The 15,861-nt window shown below is 40.6% G+C and carries 17 protein-coding genes; 5 read left to right on the forward strand and 12 right to left on the reverse strand.

The window, feature by feature from the left end; translation table 11 throughout:
- Positions 1 to 3: 3 nt before the first annotated feature.
- From L5B76_RS05870 to L5B76_RS05915, 10 genes are all read right to left on the reverse strand, one after another.
- On the reverse strand, positions 4 to 1,041 hold the full coding sequence (locus tag L5B76_RS05870; protein ID WP_265754637.1) for an FAD:protein FMN transferase: 1,038 nt from the start codon (positions 1,039 to 1,041) through the stop codon (positions 4 to 6).
- 130 nt (positions 1,042 to 1,171) lie between these two features.
- Positions 1,172 to 1,429 carry a hypothetical protein gene (locus tag L5B76_RS05875; RefSeq protein WP_265754638.1) on the reverse strand — a complete coding sequence of 86 codons (258 nt, stop codon included), beginning with the start codon at positions 1,427 to 1,429 and terminating at the stop codon, positions 1,172 to 1,174.
- A 190-nt stretch (positions 1,430 to 1,619) separates the two neighbouring features.
- Positions 1,620 to 1,889: a hypothetical protein gene (locus L5B76_RS05880; RefSeq protein WP_265754639.1), complete on the reverse strand. Its 270-nt coding sequence runs from the start codon at positions 1,887 to 1,889 to the stop codon at positions 1,620 to 1,622.
- Positions 1,890 to 1,996: 107 nt separating this feature from the next.
- The gene (gene nqrF / locus L5B76_RS05885; RefSeq protein ID WP_265754640.1) at positions 1,997 to 3,220 is read right to left on the reverse strand and encodes an NADH:ubiquinone reductase (Na(+)-transporting) subunit F; all 1,224 of its coding nucleotides are present in this window, start codon (positions 3,218 to 3,220) and stop codon (positions 1,997 to 1,999) included.
- A gap of 14 nt (positions 3,221 to 3,234) precedes the next feature.
- Positions 3,235 to 3,831: an NADH:ubiquinone reductase (Na(+)-transporting) subunit E gene (gene nqrE, locus L5B76_RS05890; protein WP_013745915.1), complete on the reverse strand. Its 597-nt coding sequence runs from the start codon at positions 3,829 to 3,831 to the stop codon at positions 3,235 to 3,237.
- Position 3,832: 1 nt separating this feature from the next.
- Positions 3,833 to 4,456: an NADH:ubiquinone reductase (Na(+)-transporting) subunit D gene (locus tag L5B76_RS05895; protein ID WP_265754641.1), complete on the reverse strand. Its 624-nt coding sequence runs from the start codon at positions 4,454 to 4,456 to the stop codon at positions 3,833 to 3,835.
- Positions 4,456 to 5,232, reverse strand: coding sequence for a Na(+)-translocating NADH-quinone reductase subunit C (locus L5B76_RS05900; protein ID WP_265754642.1), 777 nt, complete (start codon positions 5,230 to 5,232; stop codon positions 4,456 to 4,458). Before L5B76_RS05900 ends, L5B76_RS05895 begins: the two co-directional genes overlap by 1 nt.
- Entirely contained in the window at positions 5,225 to 6,463 is a 1,239-nt protein-coding gene (locus L5B76_RS05905) for an NADH:ubiquinone reductase (Na(+)-transporting) subunit B (protein WP_250363872.1), read from the reverse strand. The genes L5B76_RS05900 and L5B76_RS05905 overlap by 8 nt, the downstream gene beginning before the upstream one ends.
- 2 nt (positions 6,464 to 6,465) lie before the next feature.
- Complete coding sequence (locus L5B76_RS05910; protein WP_265754643.1) at positions 6,466 to 7,806, reverse strand: Na(+)-translocating NADH-quinone reductase subunit A; 1,341 nt, start codon at positions 7,804 to 7,806, stop codon at positions 6,466 to 6,468.
- Between the two features lie 376 nt (positions 7,807 to 8,182).
- Entirely contained in the window at positions 8,183 to 8,494 is a 312-nt protein-coding gene (locus L5B76_RS05915; RefSeq protein WP_115248715.1) for a BolA family protein, read from the reverse strand.
- 111 nt (positions 8,495 to 8,605) lie between these two features.
- Here L5B76_RS05915 and L5B76_RS05920 point away from each other — a divergent pair, with 111 nt between their 5' ends.
- The 4 genes from L5B76_RS05920 (at position 8,606) to proS (ending at position 12,867) form a co-directional block, all read left to right on the forward strand.
- Entirely contained in the window at positions 8,606 to 9,208 is a 603-nt protein-coding gene (locus L5B76_RS05920) for a YajG family lipoprotein (RefSeq protein WP_416086320.1), read from the forward strand.
- 183 nt (positions 9,209 to 9,391) lie between these two features.
- Entirely contained in the window at positions 9,392 to 10,459 is a 1,068-nt protein-coding gene (recA, locus tag L5B76_RS05925; RefSeq protein WP_265755530.1) for a recombinase RecA, read from the forward strand.
- 85 nt (positions 10,460 to 10,544) lie between these two features.
- Positions 10,545 to 11,003, forward strand: a complete 459-nt coding sequence (gene recX, locus L5B76_RS05930) for a recombination regulator RecX (RefSeq protein WP_265754644.1) — start codon at positions 10,545 to 10,547, stop codon at positions 11,001 to 11,003.
- Positions 11,004 to 11,151: 148 nt separating this feature from the next.
- Positions 11,152 to 12,867 carry a proline--tRNA ligase gene (proS, locus tag L5B76_RS05935; protein ID WP_265754645.1) on the forward strand — a complete coding sequence of 572 codons (1,716 nt, stop codon included), beginning with the start codon at positions 11,152 to 11,154 and terminating at the stop codon, positions 12,865 to 12,867.
- Between the two features lie 67 nt (positions 12,868 to 12,934).
- Here proS and L5B76_RS05940 read toward each other — a convergent pair whose 3' ends face one another.
- Both L5B76_RS05940 and gpt read right to left on the reverse strand, forming a co-directional pair.
- The gene (locus L5B76_RS05940; RefSeq protein ID WP_265754646.1) at positions 12,935 to 13,759 is read right to left on the reverse strand and encodes an alpha/beta hydrolase; all 825 of its coding nucleotides are present in this window, start codon (positions 13,757 to 13,759) and stop codon (positions 12,935 to 12,937) included.
- 48 nt (positions 13,760 to 13,807) lie between these two features.
- Positions 13,808 to 14,272 carry a xanthine phosphoribosyltransferase gene (gene gpt / locus L5B76_RS05945; RefSeq protein ID WP_265754647.1) on the reverse strand — a complete coding sequence of 155 codons (465 nt, stop codon included), beginning with the start codon at positions 14,270 to 14,272 and terminating at the stop codon, positions 13,808 to 13,810.
- 121 nt (positions 14,273 to 14,393) lie between these two features.
- Between gpt and L5B76_RS05950 the strand changes: the two genes are divergently transcribed.
- Positions 14,394 to 15,848, forward strand: coding sequence for an aminoacyl-histidine dipeptidase (locus L5B76_RS05950; RefSeq protein WP_265754648.1), 1,455 nt, complete (start codon positions 14,394 to 14,396; stop codon positions 15,846 to 15,848).
- Positions 15,849 to 15,861 lie beyond the last annotated feature (13 nt).

Raw genomic sequence — 15,861 nt, forward strand, 5'->3', positions numbered from 1 at the left:
CCCTTATTGGTTGATGAGTTGTTTAAATGCAGAAGACATTTTTACCTCAAATCCTTTTTCCGTTTTAATAATTAAATAAACGGCAAGTTTTTGCTGCTCTGCAATATCCAGTGCTTTCGCTTCACCCAGTACAAATAGCCCTGTTGAAAGCCCGTCTGCGGTCATTGATGACGGTGCTAATACGGTAATTGAGGCTAAATGATGTTGGATTGGACGCCCAGTTTGTGGATCAATTTCGTGCGAATAACGCACGCCATTTTCTTCAAAGTAAATGCGATAATCACCTGAGGTTGCCATTGCTAAATTATGTAGCCCAACAACTTGCTCAACGCTTCTGGAACCGTCAAAGGTAGGCTTTTCAATGGCAATCTGCCAAGGTTTGTTTTCGCTATTATTTCCTTTAACACGAATTTCGCCACCAATTTCTACCATATAGTTGCCAATACCTAAACTTTCTAGGTAATCCGCCACTTGATCCACCCCAAAGCCTTTGGCAATCGAAGATAAATCCACATAAAGTTCTGGCACAGTTTTTTCTAAGTAAAATTTACCCGCACTTTCACTGAGTTTTAATTTTTCAATGCCAACCCACGCACGGCGTTCATCAAGTTGTTGTTGGCTCGGTGCTTTTTCCACGCGTTTTTCGGGGCCAAATCCCCATAAATTCACCAAGGGGCCTACGGTAACATCTAATGCACCTTGTGTAACCTTATTTAAGCGAATGGCTTCACCTATCACTTTGGCAAGATCGGCTGAAATTTCAATGGGCGTATTAACTTGACGATTTTGATTAAAGCGACTTAATTCAGAAGTCGGAATATAAGTGGACATTTTATCATTAACGTCTTTTAAAATATGTTCAATCCCCTCGTGTGTATCGGTAACCGATTGTGAGCCTTCCTCAGTGATGTATTTGATATGGTAGGTTGTTCCCATTGTTTTACCTTCAAAGGCAATTTGTTTTGGCTCTTTATTGCAAGCAGTTAGTGCTACCGCAGTGAACAATGCTACACCCCACATTTGTAATGTTTTGATTTTCATACGCCCTCCCAAAACGACTAATTAATAATGGAAAACAGACAACTCAACATCCTTATCTGTTTTCCATTCTTGATTATTAAAAACAACCGAGGGAAATTGAGCTATTTTTGGAAAATCCCTCGGCTGAAATTTATTGTTGAGGAGCTGGTTCGAGCATCTCTATTGTCAGTTTGCACTCAGCAATCGCTTTATTTGGATCCACCTTAAATTTTGCAAGCATATCTTTTTCCAAATCTGTCCAAAGTGCGTTGATATCATCCATTGAATGGGTTTCTTTCATAATTCTGAAAAAGATTTCTTTCACTTCAAGGCATTCTTTTGGTAATTCTGTCGCAGAAGCGGATAACACAAAAGTCGCAAAAAATATGGTGATCAATAATTTTTTCATTCATTTTCCTTATTAATTTAAGTGATTAAGGTTAGTTTAATTTTAACGCTCAAATCCATAACTATTTGAGAAATTTGACCATTCTTTTAATGGGATCATTCATTTTTCATCTTTAGTTATCTTTAAATCTTAGGATAAGCGGTCTCTTTTTTCAAAAAATTTGCAAGAAAAGACCGCTTGATTGATAAGATTATTTGCCATTCATCTCTTTGAGCATTTTAAGCATTTCTGCACAGCCTGCCGCAACCGCTTTTTCACCATTTTGTTTCATGGCATCAGCTAATTCTGCTTGGGCACCTTTAAATGTTTCTTCAATTTCAGCTTTACTTGGACCATTCTTTTTAGTTTCAGCTACTGTTTTCACATACTCCAAATATTCTTTACACTCTTTTGGAAGATCTTGTGCTTGAGCAGATAAAGCAAAACCTGTAAATAATGCAGCAATAAGTAATTTTTTCATAACATCTCCATTAATTGAAAAATAAGTTAGTCTTCGTTAGGAAAAAAGATCAAATCCACAAAGTCATCGTGAATTTGACCTTAGTTTAAGTAAGCTTGTGAGTAAAATTAACCACCGAAATCATCTAATAAGATGTTTTCATCTTCTACACCAAGATCTTTTAACATCTTGATCACAGAAGCATTCATGATTGGAGGTCCACACATATAGTATTCACAATCTTCCGGTGCTTCGTGGTTTTTCAGGTAGTTTTCATAAAGAACATTATGAATAAAGCCTGTATAACCCGTCCAATTATCTTCCGGCAATGCATCTGAAAGCGCTACATGCCATACGAAGTTGTCGTTTTCTGCAGCTAATTGGTCGAAGTCTTCTTGGTAGAAGATCTCACGTTTAGAACGAGCACCATACCAGAATGACATTTTACGTTTAGATTTTAAACGTTTTAATTGGTCAAAGATATGTGAACGCATTGGTGCCATACCTGCACCCCCACCGATAAATACCATTTCTGCATCAGTATCTTTCGCGAAGAATTCACCGAATGGGCCAGAAATTGTCACTTTATCACCCGGTTTTAATGACCAAATATAAGAAGACATTTGTCCTGGTGGAGCATCAGGCATACGTGGTGGTGGTGTAGCAATACGCACGTTTAGCATAATGATGCCTTTCTCTTCTGGGTATGAAGCCATTGAGTAAGCACGCACAATTGGCTCGTCCACTTTTGACACATAACGCCATAAATCAAATTTATCCCAATCTTCGTGATATTCTTTTGGAATATCGAAGTCTTTGTAATAAACCGTATGTGGATCTGCTTCAATTTGGATATAACCACCCGCACGGAATGGTACTTCTTCCCCTTCAGGAATTTGTAATTTAAGCTCTTTGATGAAGGTTGCTTTATTGTCGTTAGAAATAACGGTACATTCCCATTTTTTCACGCCGAACACTTCTTCAGGTAATTCAATTTGCATATTGGTTTTAACATTTACCTGACAAGCTAGACGATAACCCTCTTTCGCTTCACGTTTTGAAATGTGAGAAAGTTCTGTTGGTAGAATATCACCACCGCCCTCAGTTACTTTCACCACACATTGACCACAAGAGCCGCCGCCCCCACAAGCTGAAGAAACGAAAATCCCTTTGCTTGCTAATGCACCTAATAATTTTCCACCTGCTGGCAAGTGAATGGCTTTGCTTGGATCGTGATTGATTTCAATAGTAATGTCCCCTGAGTTTACGAGTTTAGATTTAGCAAACAAGATAATTGCTGCTAACGCTAAAACCACCACAGTGAACATTGCAATACCTAAAATAATTTCCATTTAGTATCCCCTTCTTATAACTGAATACCTGAAAATGACATAAAGCCAAGCGCCATTAGACCTACGGTGATAAAGGTGATCCCTAAACCACGCAAGCCTGCTGGAATATCAGCATATTTCATTTTTTCAGTTAAACCGGCAAGTGCCACGATAGCAAGCATCCAACCTGTTCCCGCACCGATACCATAAACCACAGATTCAGCAAGGTTGTATTCACGTTGCACCATAAAAGATACCCCACCGAAAATCGCACAGTTTACGGTGATTAACGGTAAGAAGATCCCTAATGCGTTATAAAGTGCGGGGAAAAATTTGTCCAAAACCATTTCTAGGATTTGTACTAATGCCGCAATCACACCGATGAAGGTGATAAAGCGTAAGAAACTTAAATCTACGCCTTCTACTAACGCACCATCTTTTAAGATGTGAGTATAAACAATTTGGTTTGCTGGCACGGCGATACCTAATACCACGATTACCGCGATCCCTAAACCAAAGGCTGTTGAAACTTTCTTTGAAACCGCAAGGAATGTACACATACCAAGGAAGAAAGAAAGTGCCATATTTTCAATAAAAATGGACTTAACAAATAGACTTAAATAGTGTTCCATCTTATTTCTCCACTTGCTCTGGTTTCCAAGTTCTTAAGCCCCAAATTAAGAAGCCGATGATAAAGAACGCACTTGGTGCTAAAAGGAATAAACCGTTTGCTTGATACCAACCACCGTCTTGGATAGTTTGGAAAATAGTCATTCCGAATACTTTACCTGAACCAATTAACTCGCGTAAAAATGCCACAATAACAAGGATCACACCATAACCGATACCGTTACCTAGACCATCAACAAAACTTGCCAATGGTGGCTCTTTCATTGCAAATGCTTCTGCGCGACCCATTACGATACAGTTGGTAATGATTAAGCCAACGAATACCGAAAGCTGTTTAGATAACTCATAAGCATAGGCTTGCAACACTTGGTCCACAAGGGTTACTAATGATGCAATGATCGCCATTTGCACGATAATACGGATACTATTTGGAATATAGTTACGGATACAAGAAATAAAGAAACTTGAAAATGCCGTTACTAAACTTACTGCGATTGCCATTACCACCGCGGTTTCTAATTTTGTTGTTACCGCTAAAGCAGAACAAATACCCAAGATTTGCAATGCAATTGGGTTATTGCTCACAATCGGAGATAACAATAATTTTTTCATATTTGCATTAGCCATTAGTTAGCCTCCGCTCTAAGTTTATCTAAATATGGACCAAAGCCATTACGATCAAACCAGTAATCGAAAGAACCTTGTACCCCTTTCGTTGTTAAGGTTGCACCAGATAAACCATCAATACCGTGTTCTTTATCTGCTGAAGCCCCTTTACCAATTTTAATCGCAACTTGATTTTGTTCATTAAAGAGTTTTTTACCTACAAAGTATTTTTGCCAGTTTGGATTAGCAATTTCGCCCCCTAAACCAGCCGTTTCACCTTGCTCATAATAAGTAATCCCTTTAATGGTATTTGCATCTGGTGCAACAGACACAAAACCATACATCACAGACCATAATCCCGTACCATAAATTGGTAAGACAATTTGTGAAGTTTTGCCTTGTGCATCTTTTACCAAATAAACCTCAGCGTATTTTGCCCGCACTTTAATACCAGCTTTATCATCTTCTGGTTTAATTGTGACACTTTCAGCTGGATTTTTCACCGCAACACGCGCATCAAAATTCGTGATGTTATTAACATAATCACCTGTTGCAAGATCAACAATTTTAGGCTCAATGTTTTCCGCATAAAGTGCTTTTATTTCCGCCCCTTTTGCTTTCGCTGGGAGTAATCCTGCCACACTGAGAATGTTTTTCTGTTTATCTAATAATTTTTGCTCATTTTGCGTCGGTTTTAAACCTACTGCCGCACTTGCTACGATAATTGAGCAAACTAAGCTGACTAGAACAACAACAAGGATTGTTCCGCCAACACTATCTTTATTAAACTTAGCCATTGCGCGCTCTCCGACGTTTGATATTTGCTTGAACAACCAGATAGTCAAAAATTGGGGCAAATAAGTTAGCTAATAAGATGGCTAACATCATTCCTTCTGGATAAGCAGGGTTTACCACTCGAATAATCACTGCCATTGCACCAATTAATGCGCCATACCACCATTTCCCTTTATTTGTAAATGAGGCGGATACAGGGTCTGTTGCCATAAATAACATACCTAACGCAAAACCACCTAACACTAAGTGCCAATGCCAAGGCATTGAGAATAATGGGTTTGTCTCTGAACCAATCACATTGAATAGGGTAGAAGTGGCAATCATACCGATCATCACACCCGCGATAATACGCCACGAAGCAATACGGGCGAATACAATCACCGCAGCCCCAATTAATAATGCAAGGGTCGAAACTTCACCGATTGAACCCGGGATATTCCCTAAGAAAGCGTCCATCCATTGAATTGGCTGACCGGTGGTAACTTGTTTTAATGCTCCTTGACCGCCGGTTGCCCATTGTGAAAGTGCGGTTGCACCAGAGAAACCATCAGCAGCGATCCATACGGAATCCCCTGAGATTTGTGCTGGATAAGCAAAAAATAAAAACGCACGCCCTGCTAATGCTGGGTTCATAAAGTTTTTACCAACACCACCGAACACCTCTTTCGCCACAACAACACCGAAAGTGGTCGCTAGTGCTGCTTGCCATAATGGCAATGTTGGCGGAACGATAAGGGCTAATAAAATAGAGGTTACGAAGAAACCTTCGTTGATTTCGTGTTTACGCACCATGGCGAATAACACTTCCCAGAAACCGCCCACAAGGAATACGGTTAAATAAATTGGTAGGAAGAAAATCGCCCCTAATGCCATTTTAGCAAGTACACCTGCATCAGGCGACACTAAACCTAGTGCGTTTGCTAAGGCAAAATGCCAGTCATTCGCCACATTTTGTGCTAAGTTTTGCGCAAAATCGCCGACGTTTAATGCAAGGATAGATTGCGCCCCCACATTAAACATACCGTAGAACATTGCTGGAAATAACGCCAGCCACACTAATACCATCATACGTTTTGAATCTAACGCATCACGGACGTGAGAAGCTTTCGCTGTTACTGTACCGGGGGTATATAAAAAGGTTGCCGTTGCTTCAAACAGTGCATACCATTTTTCATATTTACCACCCGGTAAAAAAGCAGGTTCCATTTTCTCTAAAAGATGTTTTAAACCCATTTTTAACCTTCCTTCTCGATCTTATCTAAAGCCGCACGCAGCATTGGACCGTAATCATTTTTACCCGGACAAACGAATGTACAAAGTGCTAAATCTTCTTCATCTAACTCTAAGCAACCTAATGCTTGCGCACTATCGGTATCGCCTGCACTTAAATCACGCAGTAATAATGTCGGGATAATATCTAATGGCATCACACGTTCATAAGCGCCAATTGGTACCATTGCACGGTGTCCACCATTAAGTGCGGTGGTAAAATTGAATAATTTATGTCCGAAATGACCTAATACGGTACGGGTGATCGAATATTTATTTGCGCCCGGCATAATCCAACCGAGGAACTCTTTCTCACGCCCTTCTACAAGCACAGAAACCTGTAACGCATAGCGTCCTAAGTAAGCTAATGCACCTTCCGCTTTATGACCGCTTAACACAGAGCCTGAAATAATGCGGTTTTCGCCTTCTTTTAATTCGCCTTGAGTTAATTGGGCTAAATTAGCACCAAGTTGCGTGCGAATTAAACGTGGATTTTTCACCTGCGGACCAGCTAATGCGACAACACGATCTGTAAACAATTCACCCGTGGTAAATAATTTACCGATAGCAATCACATCTTGATAGTTTAAATGCCAAACTTGCTTGGTTGCACCCACAGGATCGATAAAGTGAATATGTGTACCACTTAAGCCCGCAGGGTGTGGGCCACCAAAATCGTGTACGGCTAAATTTGGTAAATCCACCGTTGGGATATTGCTATCGCCCGCTTTACATAAATGCAATTTGCCTTCGTGTAAACGGCTTAATACGGTTAAACCATTGGTGAAATCTTCCCAATGGGCTTTTAACACCACTTCAGGATCAGCCGTTAATGGATTGGTATCCATTGCATTAACAAAAATTGAAGATGGCACGGCATCAACAGCAGGCACTTTACTGAATGGACGAGTACGAAGTGCTGTCCAAAGCCCTGATGCTTGTAGGTTTTGACGAACTTGCTCGGAAGTTAAACTTTTAAGCTCATCGGTGGAATATTTGTTAAAGGTAACCTGATCATCACCTTCGATTTGAATCACTACTGATTGCAACACACGCTTAGCACCGCGATTAATCGCAGTTACAGTACCACTTGCAGGGGCAGTGAATAATACGCCCGGGTTCTTTTTATCTTCAAAAAGCACCTGACCTTTTTTCACTACATCACCTTCACGCACCTTCATTGAAGGACGCATTCCCACATACTCTTCGCCAAGCAAGGCAACTTCAGTAACGGCATTGCCGTTATGGATTACTTGTTCTGGCTTCCCAGCGATAGGAAGATCCAAGCCTTTTTTAATCGTAATCATATTGTATGCACTACTTTTCGTTAGATTAAAAATATAGCTATCGCAAGATAAAACTCAATGCGATAACCTCGTCTTGAGTAATGATTTTTGCTTAATTATCAACGATGAATGCAAACACATCGCAACAATGTCCACTCCAACCACATAAATTTAAAACTCAAATTCTTTTTACATTTCATACTGCTAACAGGAATTAGCTAGCAATATACGTTAAAATTTTGATACAAGTCAGCTGGTTATTTTAACCAATTAATAACGTTCGTGCTACTTTGAAGGGCGGTTTTTCCAATATTTTAAGAAAAAAGACCGCTGTTTTTGTGGAAAATCAATTTTTGCTGAATATTATGAATTTATACTACCTTTTATTAGGTATGAATTATTGTCCAACCCCTAAACAATTTGGTGATTTCGGAAACTGCTGCTCCAAGGCTTGCCATTCATCTAAGGTATAAGTATGCAACGCCAAAGCGTGAATGCCATTTTTCAATTCTTCCGCCAATAATTGATACAGCATTTGGTGGCGTGCAACCTTTCTCACCCCATTAAACGCATCACTCACTAGCACCACTTTAAAATGCGAATCCGCACCGCGCCCTGAGCTGTGCATATGGCTTTCATTTTCAATATGTAAAAAGTGCGGTGCAAATTTTTGCGAAATTTTTTGTTCTAAAACTTGTTGAACACCCATTATCCTTTCCTTCTTTTTATAAACTAACACAATAAAAATTTGCTTTTGCAAAGACTATACATTCATACTGAAGTTTGCAAGAATAGCCGTATCTTTTTTATTCGCGAGGAAATGACTATGCGTTTTGCTAAACTCTCTCTGATCACTTTATTTTCAACTACATTCCTGTTATCCGCTTGCCAAACTCCGCCAAGCAACACCTTACACTTTAGCCCTTCAAGCCCTGTTGTACAATTTAACGCAGCTAACCAACAAGCGGTGTTGAATATCCTTACCCGTGATGTTCGTCAGCACAAAGAGATTTCTAGCTATGTTTATGATGGCAAAATCTTTAAATTGATGGCACAGCCTGAAGTCATTCAACTTTTTGATCAAGTCATCAAGCAAGATCTCAATGCCAAAGGCTTTAAAATTGCACAAACGCCTGCGCAATCAAATACCAATGTCATTTTGAGTATCACGCATTTTTATGCAGATGTCGATCAAGGAAACCTACGCTATAAAATCACCAGCAATGTACAGGTGAATGTACAAGTGCAAGGTGCAAAAGGGCAATTTAGCAAAAACATTGGATCAACCCAAAGCCAAGAAGGGGCATTTACAGCGAAAAATGAAAATATTCAAAATGTATTAGGCAAAACCTTTGAAGAAGTGGTGCAACGCATTTATCAAGATCAAGAAATTGCCAATGCAATCAACCGTTATGCCAACTAATTTGTCTTAAATAAAATTCAAATTTGGAATCTAACGCACAATTTTTGAAAAATCTGATAAATTTTTCTTGATACTGTATATGAATACAGTTATATTGTGCGGCAGTTTCAATTTAATAATGAATTTAAGAGGACAAGCAAAATGGCGAAAGAAGATAAAGCAAAAAAAGGTGAGAAAGTGCAAATTACCAATCAAGAAGAAAAACAAAAAGCCCTCGCTGCGGCGTTAGGTCAAATTGAAAAACAATTTGGTAAAGGTTCAATTATGAAATTAGGGGAAACCCAAGATTTGGATATTGAATCTATTTCCACAGGTTCACTGGGATTAGACATTGCCTTAGGTATCGGTGGCTTACCAATGGGGCGTATCGTAGAAATTTACGGGCCAGAATCTTCCGGGAAAACCACATTAACCCTTTCTGTTATCGCACAAGCACAAAAATTAGGCAAAACCTGTGCCTTTATTGATGCGGAACACGCTTTAGATCCAATTTATGCGGCAAAACTTGGCGTTGATGTCAAAGAATTGCTTGTTTCTCAGCCTGACAACGGTGAAGAAGCATTAGAAATTTGTGATGCGTTGGTACGTTCTGGTGCGATTGACGTGGTGATTGTGGACTCTGTGGCAGCACTTACGCCAAAAGCAGAAATTGAAGGGGATATGGGCGATGCACACGTTGGTTTACAAGCGCGTTTAATGTCGCAAGCCCTGCGTAAACTCACCGGGCAAATCAAAAACTCAAACTGTTTGGTGATTTTCATCAACCAAATTCGTATGAAAATTGGTGTAATGTTTGGTAACCCAGAAACCACTACTGGCGGTAACGCATTGAAATTCTATTCTTCTGTGCGTTTAGATATTCGCCGTGTAGGTGCGGTGAAAAATGGCGATGAAATCATCGGTAATGAAACCCGTGTGAAAGTGGTGAAAAACAAAGTTGCCCCGCCATTCCGTCAAGTTGATTTCCAAATTCTTTACGGTGAAGGCATTTCACGCAATGGTGAATTAATTGAATTAGGCGTAAAACATAAATTGGTTGATAAATCAGGCGCGTGGTTCTCTTATAACGGTGAAAAAATTGGTCAAGGCAAAGCCAATGCAATGAAATGGTTGGCAGAACACCCTGAACAAGCCGAAGAATTAGAAAATAAATTACGCGAAGAGCTTTTAGCAAACCCAGACAAATCTCTCATTGCGGATATTGAAGCGGATCAAAATGAAGACATTGCAGAAATGGATTCTGAATTTTAATCCCTTTGATTAAATCATCTCTAAAAAGTGCGGTAATTTTTGACCGCACTTTTTCTAACAGTAATTTAGGAATCAATGAGAAAAAATGGCATCATTGGCATTAAATTATGTGGTGAACTTGCTCTCCCGCCGCGAATATAGTGAATATGAATTGCGTTGCAAAATGCAAGAAAAAGCCTTCACAGAAGCAGAAATTGAACAGGCTTTAGCGATTTGTCAGGAAAAAAACTGGCAAAGTGATCGCCGTTTTACGGAAAACTATTTACATTACCGATCACAAAAAGGCTATGGACTGAATCGGATTAAACAAGAGCTTTTTCAACTTAAAGGTATTTCTTCAGAGATCGCGGAAGACGTATTAGCGGAAATGGACATTGATTGGTTTGAGATTGCGCATTCCGTGTTACGCAAGAAATTCCCCAATTATGCGCAAGAGCAAGATTTCAAAATGAAACAAAAAATCTGGCGCTATATGCTTTCACACGGCTTTCAAAGTGAAGAATTTGCCGATTTAGTCGGTTCGGGTGAAAACGAGTTTTACTAAGACACAGCATTTACTGCCCCTTTATTTATGCTTTCCAAGGCTTTCCACAAAATATTGGCACAAATAGCCCTTTCTTCTTTGAGTGAACCCTACTCAATGATAAACTAACGCCAATTTTTGTCTTAAATAATTAATATAGGAAACAACAATGCGAGCGAGTCGATATTTATTTGCTACTTTAAAAGAAACCCCGAATGATGCACAGGTGGTGAGCCATCAATTAATGTTGCGTGCTGGAATGGTGCGTCCTTTAGCGTCAGGGCTTTATAACTGGTTGCCAACCGGCTTACGCGTACTTAAAAAAGTAGAAAATATTGTGCGTGAAGAAATGAATAAAAGCGGTGCGATTGAAGTGGAAATGCCCGTTGTTCAACCAGCTGAATTATGGCAAGAATCGCAACGCTGGGAGCAATATGGCCCAGAATTATTACGCTTCCAAGATCGTGGACAACGTGATTTTGTGCTTGGCCCAACACACGAAGAAGTGATCACCGATTTAGTTCGCCGTGAAGTGAGTTCTTATAAGCAACTTCCACTGAATTTATACCAAATTCAAACCAAATTCCGTGACGAAGTGCGTCCACGTTTTGGGGTAATGCGTGGTCGTGAATTTTTAATGAAAGATGCCTATTCTTTCCACACCACAAAAGAAAGCTTGCAAGAAACCTATGACATAATGTACCAAACTTACAGCAATATTTTCACCCGCCTAGGTTTAGATTTCCGCGCGGTGCAGGCGGATACTGGTTCTATCGGCGGCAGCGCATCACACGAATTCCAAGTGTTAGCGCAAAGTGGCGAAGATGATATTGTGTTTTCCACAGAATCTGATTTTGCGGCGAATATTGAACTTGCCGAAGCGGTGGCTCAAGGCGAACGTGGTGCGCCAACTCAGTCAATGGAATTAGTGGATACGCCAAATGCCAAGACCATTAACGAATTGGTGGAACAATTCAATGTACCAGTAGAAAAAACCGTGAAAACCTTGATTGTAAAAGGCGCAAATGAAGAACAACCATTAATTGCGTTAATCATTCGTGGCGATCACAATTTGAATGAAATCAAAGCGCAAAAATTAGCGCAAGTGGCAGAACCACTTGAATTTGCCGATGAAGCGGAAATTAAAGCAAAAATCGGTGCAGGTGTTGGCTCTCTTGGCCCTGTTAATTTGCCGATCCCGGCCATTATTGATCGTAGCGTAGCATTAATGAGCGATTTTTCAGCGGGCGCAAACATTGATGGTAAACATTATTTCAATATCAACTGGGAACGTGATGTGCCAATGCCAGAAGTGGCGGATTTGCGCAATGTGGTAGAAGGTGATCTAAGCCCTGACGGCAAAGGTTCATTGTTAATCAAACGTGGTATTGAAGTAGGACATATTTTCCAACTTGGCACAAAATATTCTGAAGCAATGAAAGCCACCGTACAAGGCGAAGATGGCCGCCCACAAACAATGATTATGGGGTGTTACGGTATCGGTGTGAGCCGTGTGGTTGCCGCAGCAATCGAACAAAGCCACGATGAACGTGGAATTATCTGGCCAACGGACGCGATTGCACCATTTACCGTAGCAATCGTGCCGATGAATATGCACAAATCTGAAAGCATGCAAGAATTTGCCGAAAATTTATACCGCACTTTAAGCTCTGAAGGAGTTGAAGTGATTTTTGATGATCGTAAAGAGCGCCCAGGGGTAATGTTTGCGGATATGGAACTCATTGGCGTGCCGCATATGTTAGTCATTGGTGAGAAAAACCTACAAAATGGCGAAATTGAATATAAAAATCGCCGAACAGGTGAAAAACAGATGATCAACAAAGATCAGTTAGTGGAATTTGTGAAACAACAAATTAAACTTTAACTCGCCAGTATAAAAAATCCCCTGACCAAAAATTCAGGGGATTTTTTAATTCTTCATCATTTAGTTCTTATCGATTCAATAACGCAAAATGCAAAAACTCGACAAAATGATCTGCCCAGTGCATTTCGTGGTGGATTTCGTTCGCCATAATGCGTAAGCGGATATGGTCTAGCGGATGCCCTGTGCGTAACAAAGCCTGATAATAACGCAGGGTGCAATCAATGTAGGCTTGGTTCATATTAGAAATAAATTGCGAATCCATTTCATCGCCTTCATTTGTACCAACTTGGATAAACACGCGGCTTTGTGGCTGTAAAGGGTGATGATGAATAAAGTGCATAAACGCAGGTTCACTAAACCAAGATGCAAGGGAAAATACGCCCAAATGGCCAAAAATGTGTGGATACGCTGCGCCCATATAAGCGGTGATAATGCCACCCATTGAACTACCAGCAAGCAAGGTGTTTTCTGCATTTGGCAAAGTGCGGTAGGTTTTATCGATAAATGTTTTAACCTCATTAACCACCCATTGCGCATATTCCGCACCACGTCCGCCCACATTGCGCACGTCATCGTTGTTGCCCACATCCGTCCGCCAAGGAGCATATTCATTCAGCCGTTCTGCCCCTGCATTATCAATACCGACAATAATGAGTTTCGGCAAATGTTGATAATGCTTAATGGTAGGAATAATTTTCCACGAATGGCCCGAATAGGATTCTTTGCTATAAAACACATTTTGTCCATCGTGCATATAAAGCACAGGGTAATGCTGCCAAGGTTCGTTGTGATAATCTTTTGGCAACAACACGCGCACACGGCGGTGGTGATGGTAATAAGGCACATAAAGAAAATGCTCTTGCATTTCCAGATAATGATTAAACGCACTCATCTTTTAACTTCTATAAAAAACGCTGGCAAGCCCAGCGTTTATCACAAATTATTTTCTCGCCAATGGTGGAACGAAAGTGATGCCCATATCCCAAGGCTGTTCAATCCAAGTGTTTTGTGGAATATCGATTACATAATCGTCCACTAAATCCGCCCCTGCCGGTTTTGCAAAAACCGTTACAAAACGGGCATTTGGATAAAGTTCACGAATGGCACGCGCTGTGTTGCCAGTATCCACTAAATCATCGACCACGATAAAGCCTTCGCCGCCGTTAGGCACTTGCGCAGCGTGTAAAACATTTAATTCGCCTTGCTGATTATGATCGTAGCTTGCGATACACACAGTTTCAACGTGGCGAATGCTCAATTCACGCGCCAATACCGCAGCAGGAAACAATCCCCCACGGCTCACCGCAATAATGCCTTTCCATTGTGATGCTGGCAATAAACGTTCAGATAATTTGCGTGCGTGCATTTGGAACATATCCCAAGTCACAACATATTTTTCACTCATAACTCACCTTAACTAAGAAAGAGAGCGGAAACCGCCCAATAAATAAAATTGCGTTAGGATAACTTGAAACCAATTTTTATGCTATTATTTTGATGAATTTTTTTCATTTGAGGAAAAAACTATGTCTGAAATCCAACAACTTCAACCTACCTTGTTGTGGAAATGGTTCGATCAAATTTGTGCCATTCCTCACCCATCTTATCACGAAGAAGCACTGGCTAATTTCATCGTAAATTGGGCGAAAGAAAAACAATTTTTTGTCGAGCGCGATGAAGTCGGCAATATTTTAATTCGCAAGCCTGCAAGCGCTGGTATGGAAAATCGCCCTACCGTGGTGCTGCAAGCTCATCTTGATATGGTGCCACAAGCCAATGAAGACACCCAACACGATTTCCAAAAAGACCCTATTCAACCTTATATCGAAGGCGAATGGGTCACCGCCAAAGGCACAACCCTAGGGGCGGATAACGGGATTGGCCTTGCTTCTGCCCTTGCCGCATTAGAAGAGGAAAACCTTGCTCACCCAGAGTTAGAAGTCTTGCTCACAATGACCGAAGAGCAAGGAATGGAAGGGGCAATTGGTTTGCGTCCAAACTGGCTGAAAAGCCAAATTATGATCAACACGGATACCGAAGAAAACGGCGAAATTTATATTGGCTGTGCGGGTGGCGTGAATGCTGATCTCAGTGTTCCTGTGCAAAAAATTGCCAACCCTTATGCGCATAGTTACGAGCTAGTATTAAAAGGCTTGCGTGGCGGGCATTCTGGCGTGGATATTCACACAGGACGCGTCAATGCCGTGAAAGCGCTGGTTCGTTTTCTTGCCCATCTCAAACAAGATCACCCACAAATTGATTTCGCCATTAGCCAAATTAAGGGCGGCTCAGTACGCAATGCCATTCCGCGTGAAGCCTTTGTAACCCTATGCTTTGATGGCGATCTCGCCCCATTACAAAGTGCGGTGGAAAATTTTGAAGTTTTATTAAAAACCGAATTAGCCATTGCCGAACCCAATCTGAGTTTGTTCTTACAACCTGTTGAAAAACCAGCACATATTTTTGATAGCCATTCACAAAATAACGTCATTAACCTATTTAATGCCTTACCAAACGGCGTGATTCGTTACAGTGATGCGGTAGAAAATGTGGTGGAAACCTCACTCAGTTTAGGCGTGCTAAAAACCTCAGACAACCAAGTGAATGCCACAATTTTAATTCGTTCACTGATTGAAAGCGGCAAATATTATGTGCAAGAAATGCTGAAATCTTTGACCGCACTTTGTGGTGCAAGTGTCAATTTCGCTGGCAATTACCCAGGTTGGGAACCTCACCCAGACAGCAAAATCTTAGCCTTAACCAGCCAAATTTACGCGGATATTTTAGGCCATCAACCTGAAATAAAAGTGATTCACGCAGGGTTAGAATGTGGCTTGCTGAAAAAAATCTACCCTAATTTAGACGTAGTTTCTATCGGCCCAACCATTATCAATGCTCATTCTCCTGATGAAAAAGTGCATATCCCCGCCGTGCAAACCTACTGGCAATTACTCACCAGAATTTTAGCTGAAGTGAAGTAATTCATTAAAACAT

Origin of the sequence: Avibacterium sp. 21-594, from assembly GCF_026226815.1 — a bacterium.
In the GTDB taxonomy this organism is placed as follows: domain Bacteria; phylum Pseudomonadota; class Gammaproteobacteria; order Enterobacterales; family Pasteurellaceae; genus Avibacterium; species Avibacterium avium.

Coding starts and splice junctions, on each gene's coding strand:
- L5B76_RS05870 (WP_265754637.1), bottom strand. CDS start 1,041: ATGAAAATCAAAACATTACAAATGTGGGGTGTAGCATTGTTCACTGCG.
- L5B76_RS05875 (WP_265754638.1), bottom strand. CDS start 1,429: ATGAAAAAATTATTGATCACCATATTTTTTGCGACTTTTGTGTTATCC.
- L5B76_RS05880 (WP_265754639.1), bottom strand. CDS start 1,889: ATGAAAAAATTACTTATTGCTGCATTATTTACAGGTTTTGCTTTATCT.
- nqrF (WP_265754640.1), bottom strand. CDS start 3,220: ATGGAAATTATTTTAGGTATTGCAATGTTCACTGTGGTGGTTTTAGCG.
- nqrE (WP_013745915.1), bottom strand. CDS start 3,831: ATGGAACACTATTTAAGTCTATTTGTTAAGTCCATTTTTATTGAAAAT.
- L5B76_RS05895 (WP_265754641.1), bottom strand. CDS start 4,456: ATGGCTAATGCAAATATGAAAAAATTATTGTTATCTCCGATTGTGAGC.
- L5B76_RS05900 (WP_265754642.1), bottom strand. CDS start 5,232: ATGGCTAAGTTTAATAAAGATAGTGTTGGCGGAACAATCCTTGTTGTT.
- L5B76_RS05905 (WP_250363872.1), bottom strand. CDS start 6,463: ATGGGTTTAAAACATCTTTTAGAGAAAATGGAACCTGCTTTTTTACCG.
- L5B76_RS05910 (WP_265754643.1), bottom strand. CDS start 7,806: ATGATTACGATTAAAAAAGGCTTGGATCTTCCTATCGCTGGGAAGCCA.
- L5B76_RS05915 (WP_115248715.1), bottom strand. CDS start 8,494: ATGGGTGTTCAACAAGTTTTAGAACAAAAAATTTCGCAAAAATTTGCA.
- L5B76_RS05920 (WP_416086320.1), top strand. CDS start 8,606: ATGACTATGCGTTTTGCTAAACTCTCTCTGATCACTTTATTTTCAACT.
- recX (WP_265754644.1), top strand. CDS start 10,545: ATGGCATCATTGGCATTAAATTATGTGGTGAACTTGCTCTCCCGCCGC.
- proS (WP_265754645.1), top strand. CDS start 11,152: ATGCGAGCGAGTCGATATTTATTTGCTACTTTAAAAGAAACCCCGAAT.
- L5B76_RS05940 (WP_265754646.1), bottom strand. CDS start 13,759: ATGAGTGCGTTTAATCATTATCTGGAAATGCAAGAGCATTTTCTTTAT.
- gpt (WP_265754647.1), bottom strand. CDS start 14,272: ATGAGTGAAAAATATGTTGTGACTTGGGATATGTTCCAAATGCACGCA.
- L5B76_RS05950 (WP_265754648.1), top strand. CDS start 14,394: ATGTCTGAAATCCAACAACTTCAACCTACCTTGTTGTGGAAATGGTTC.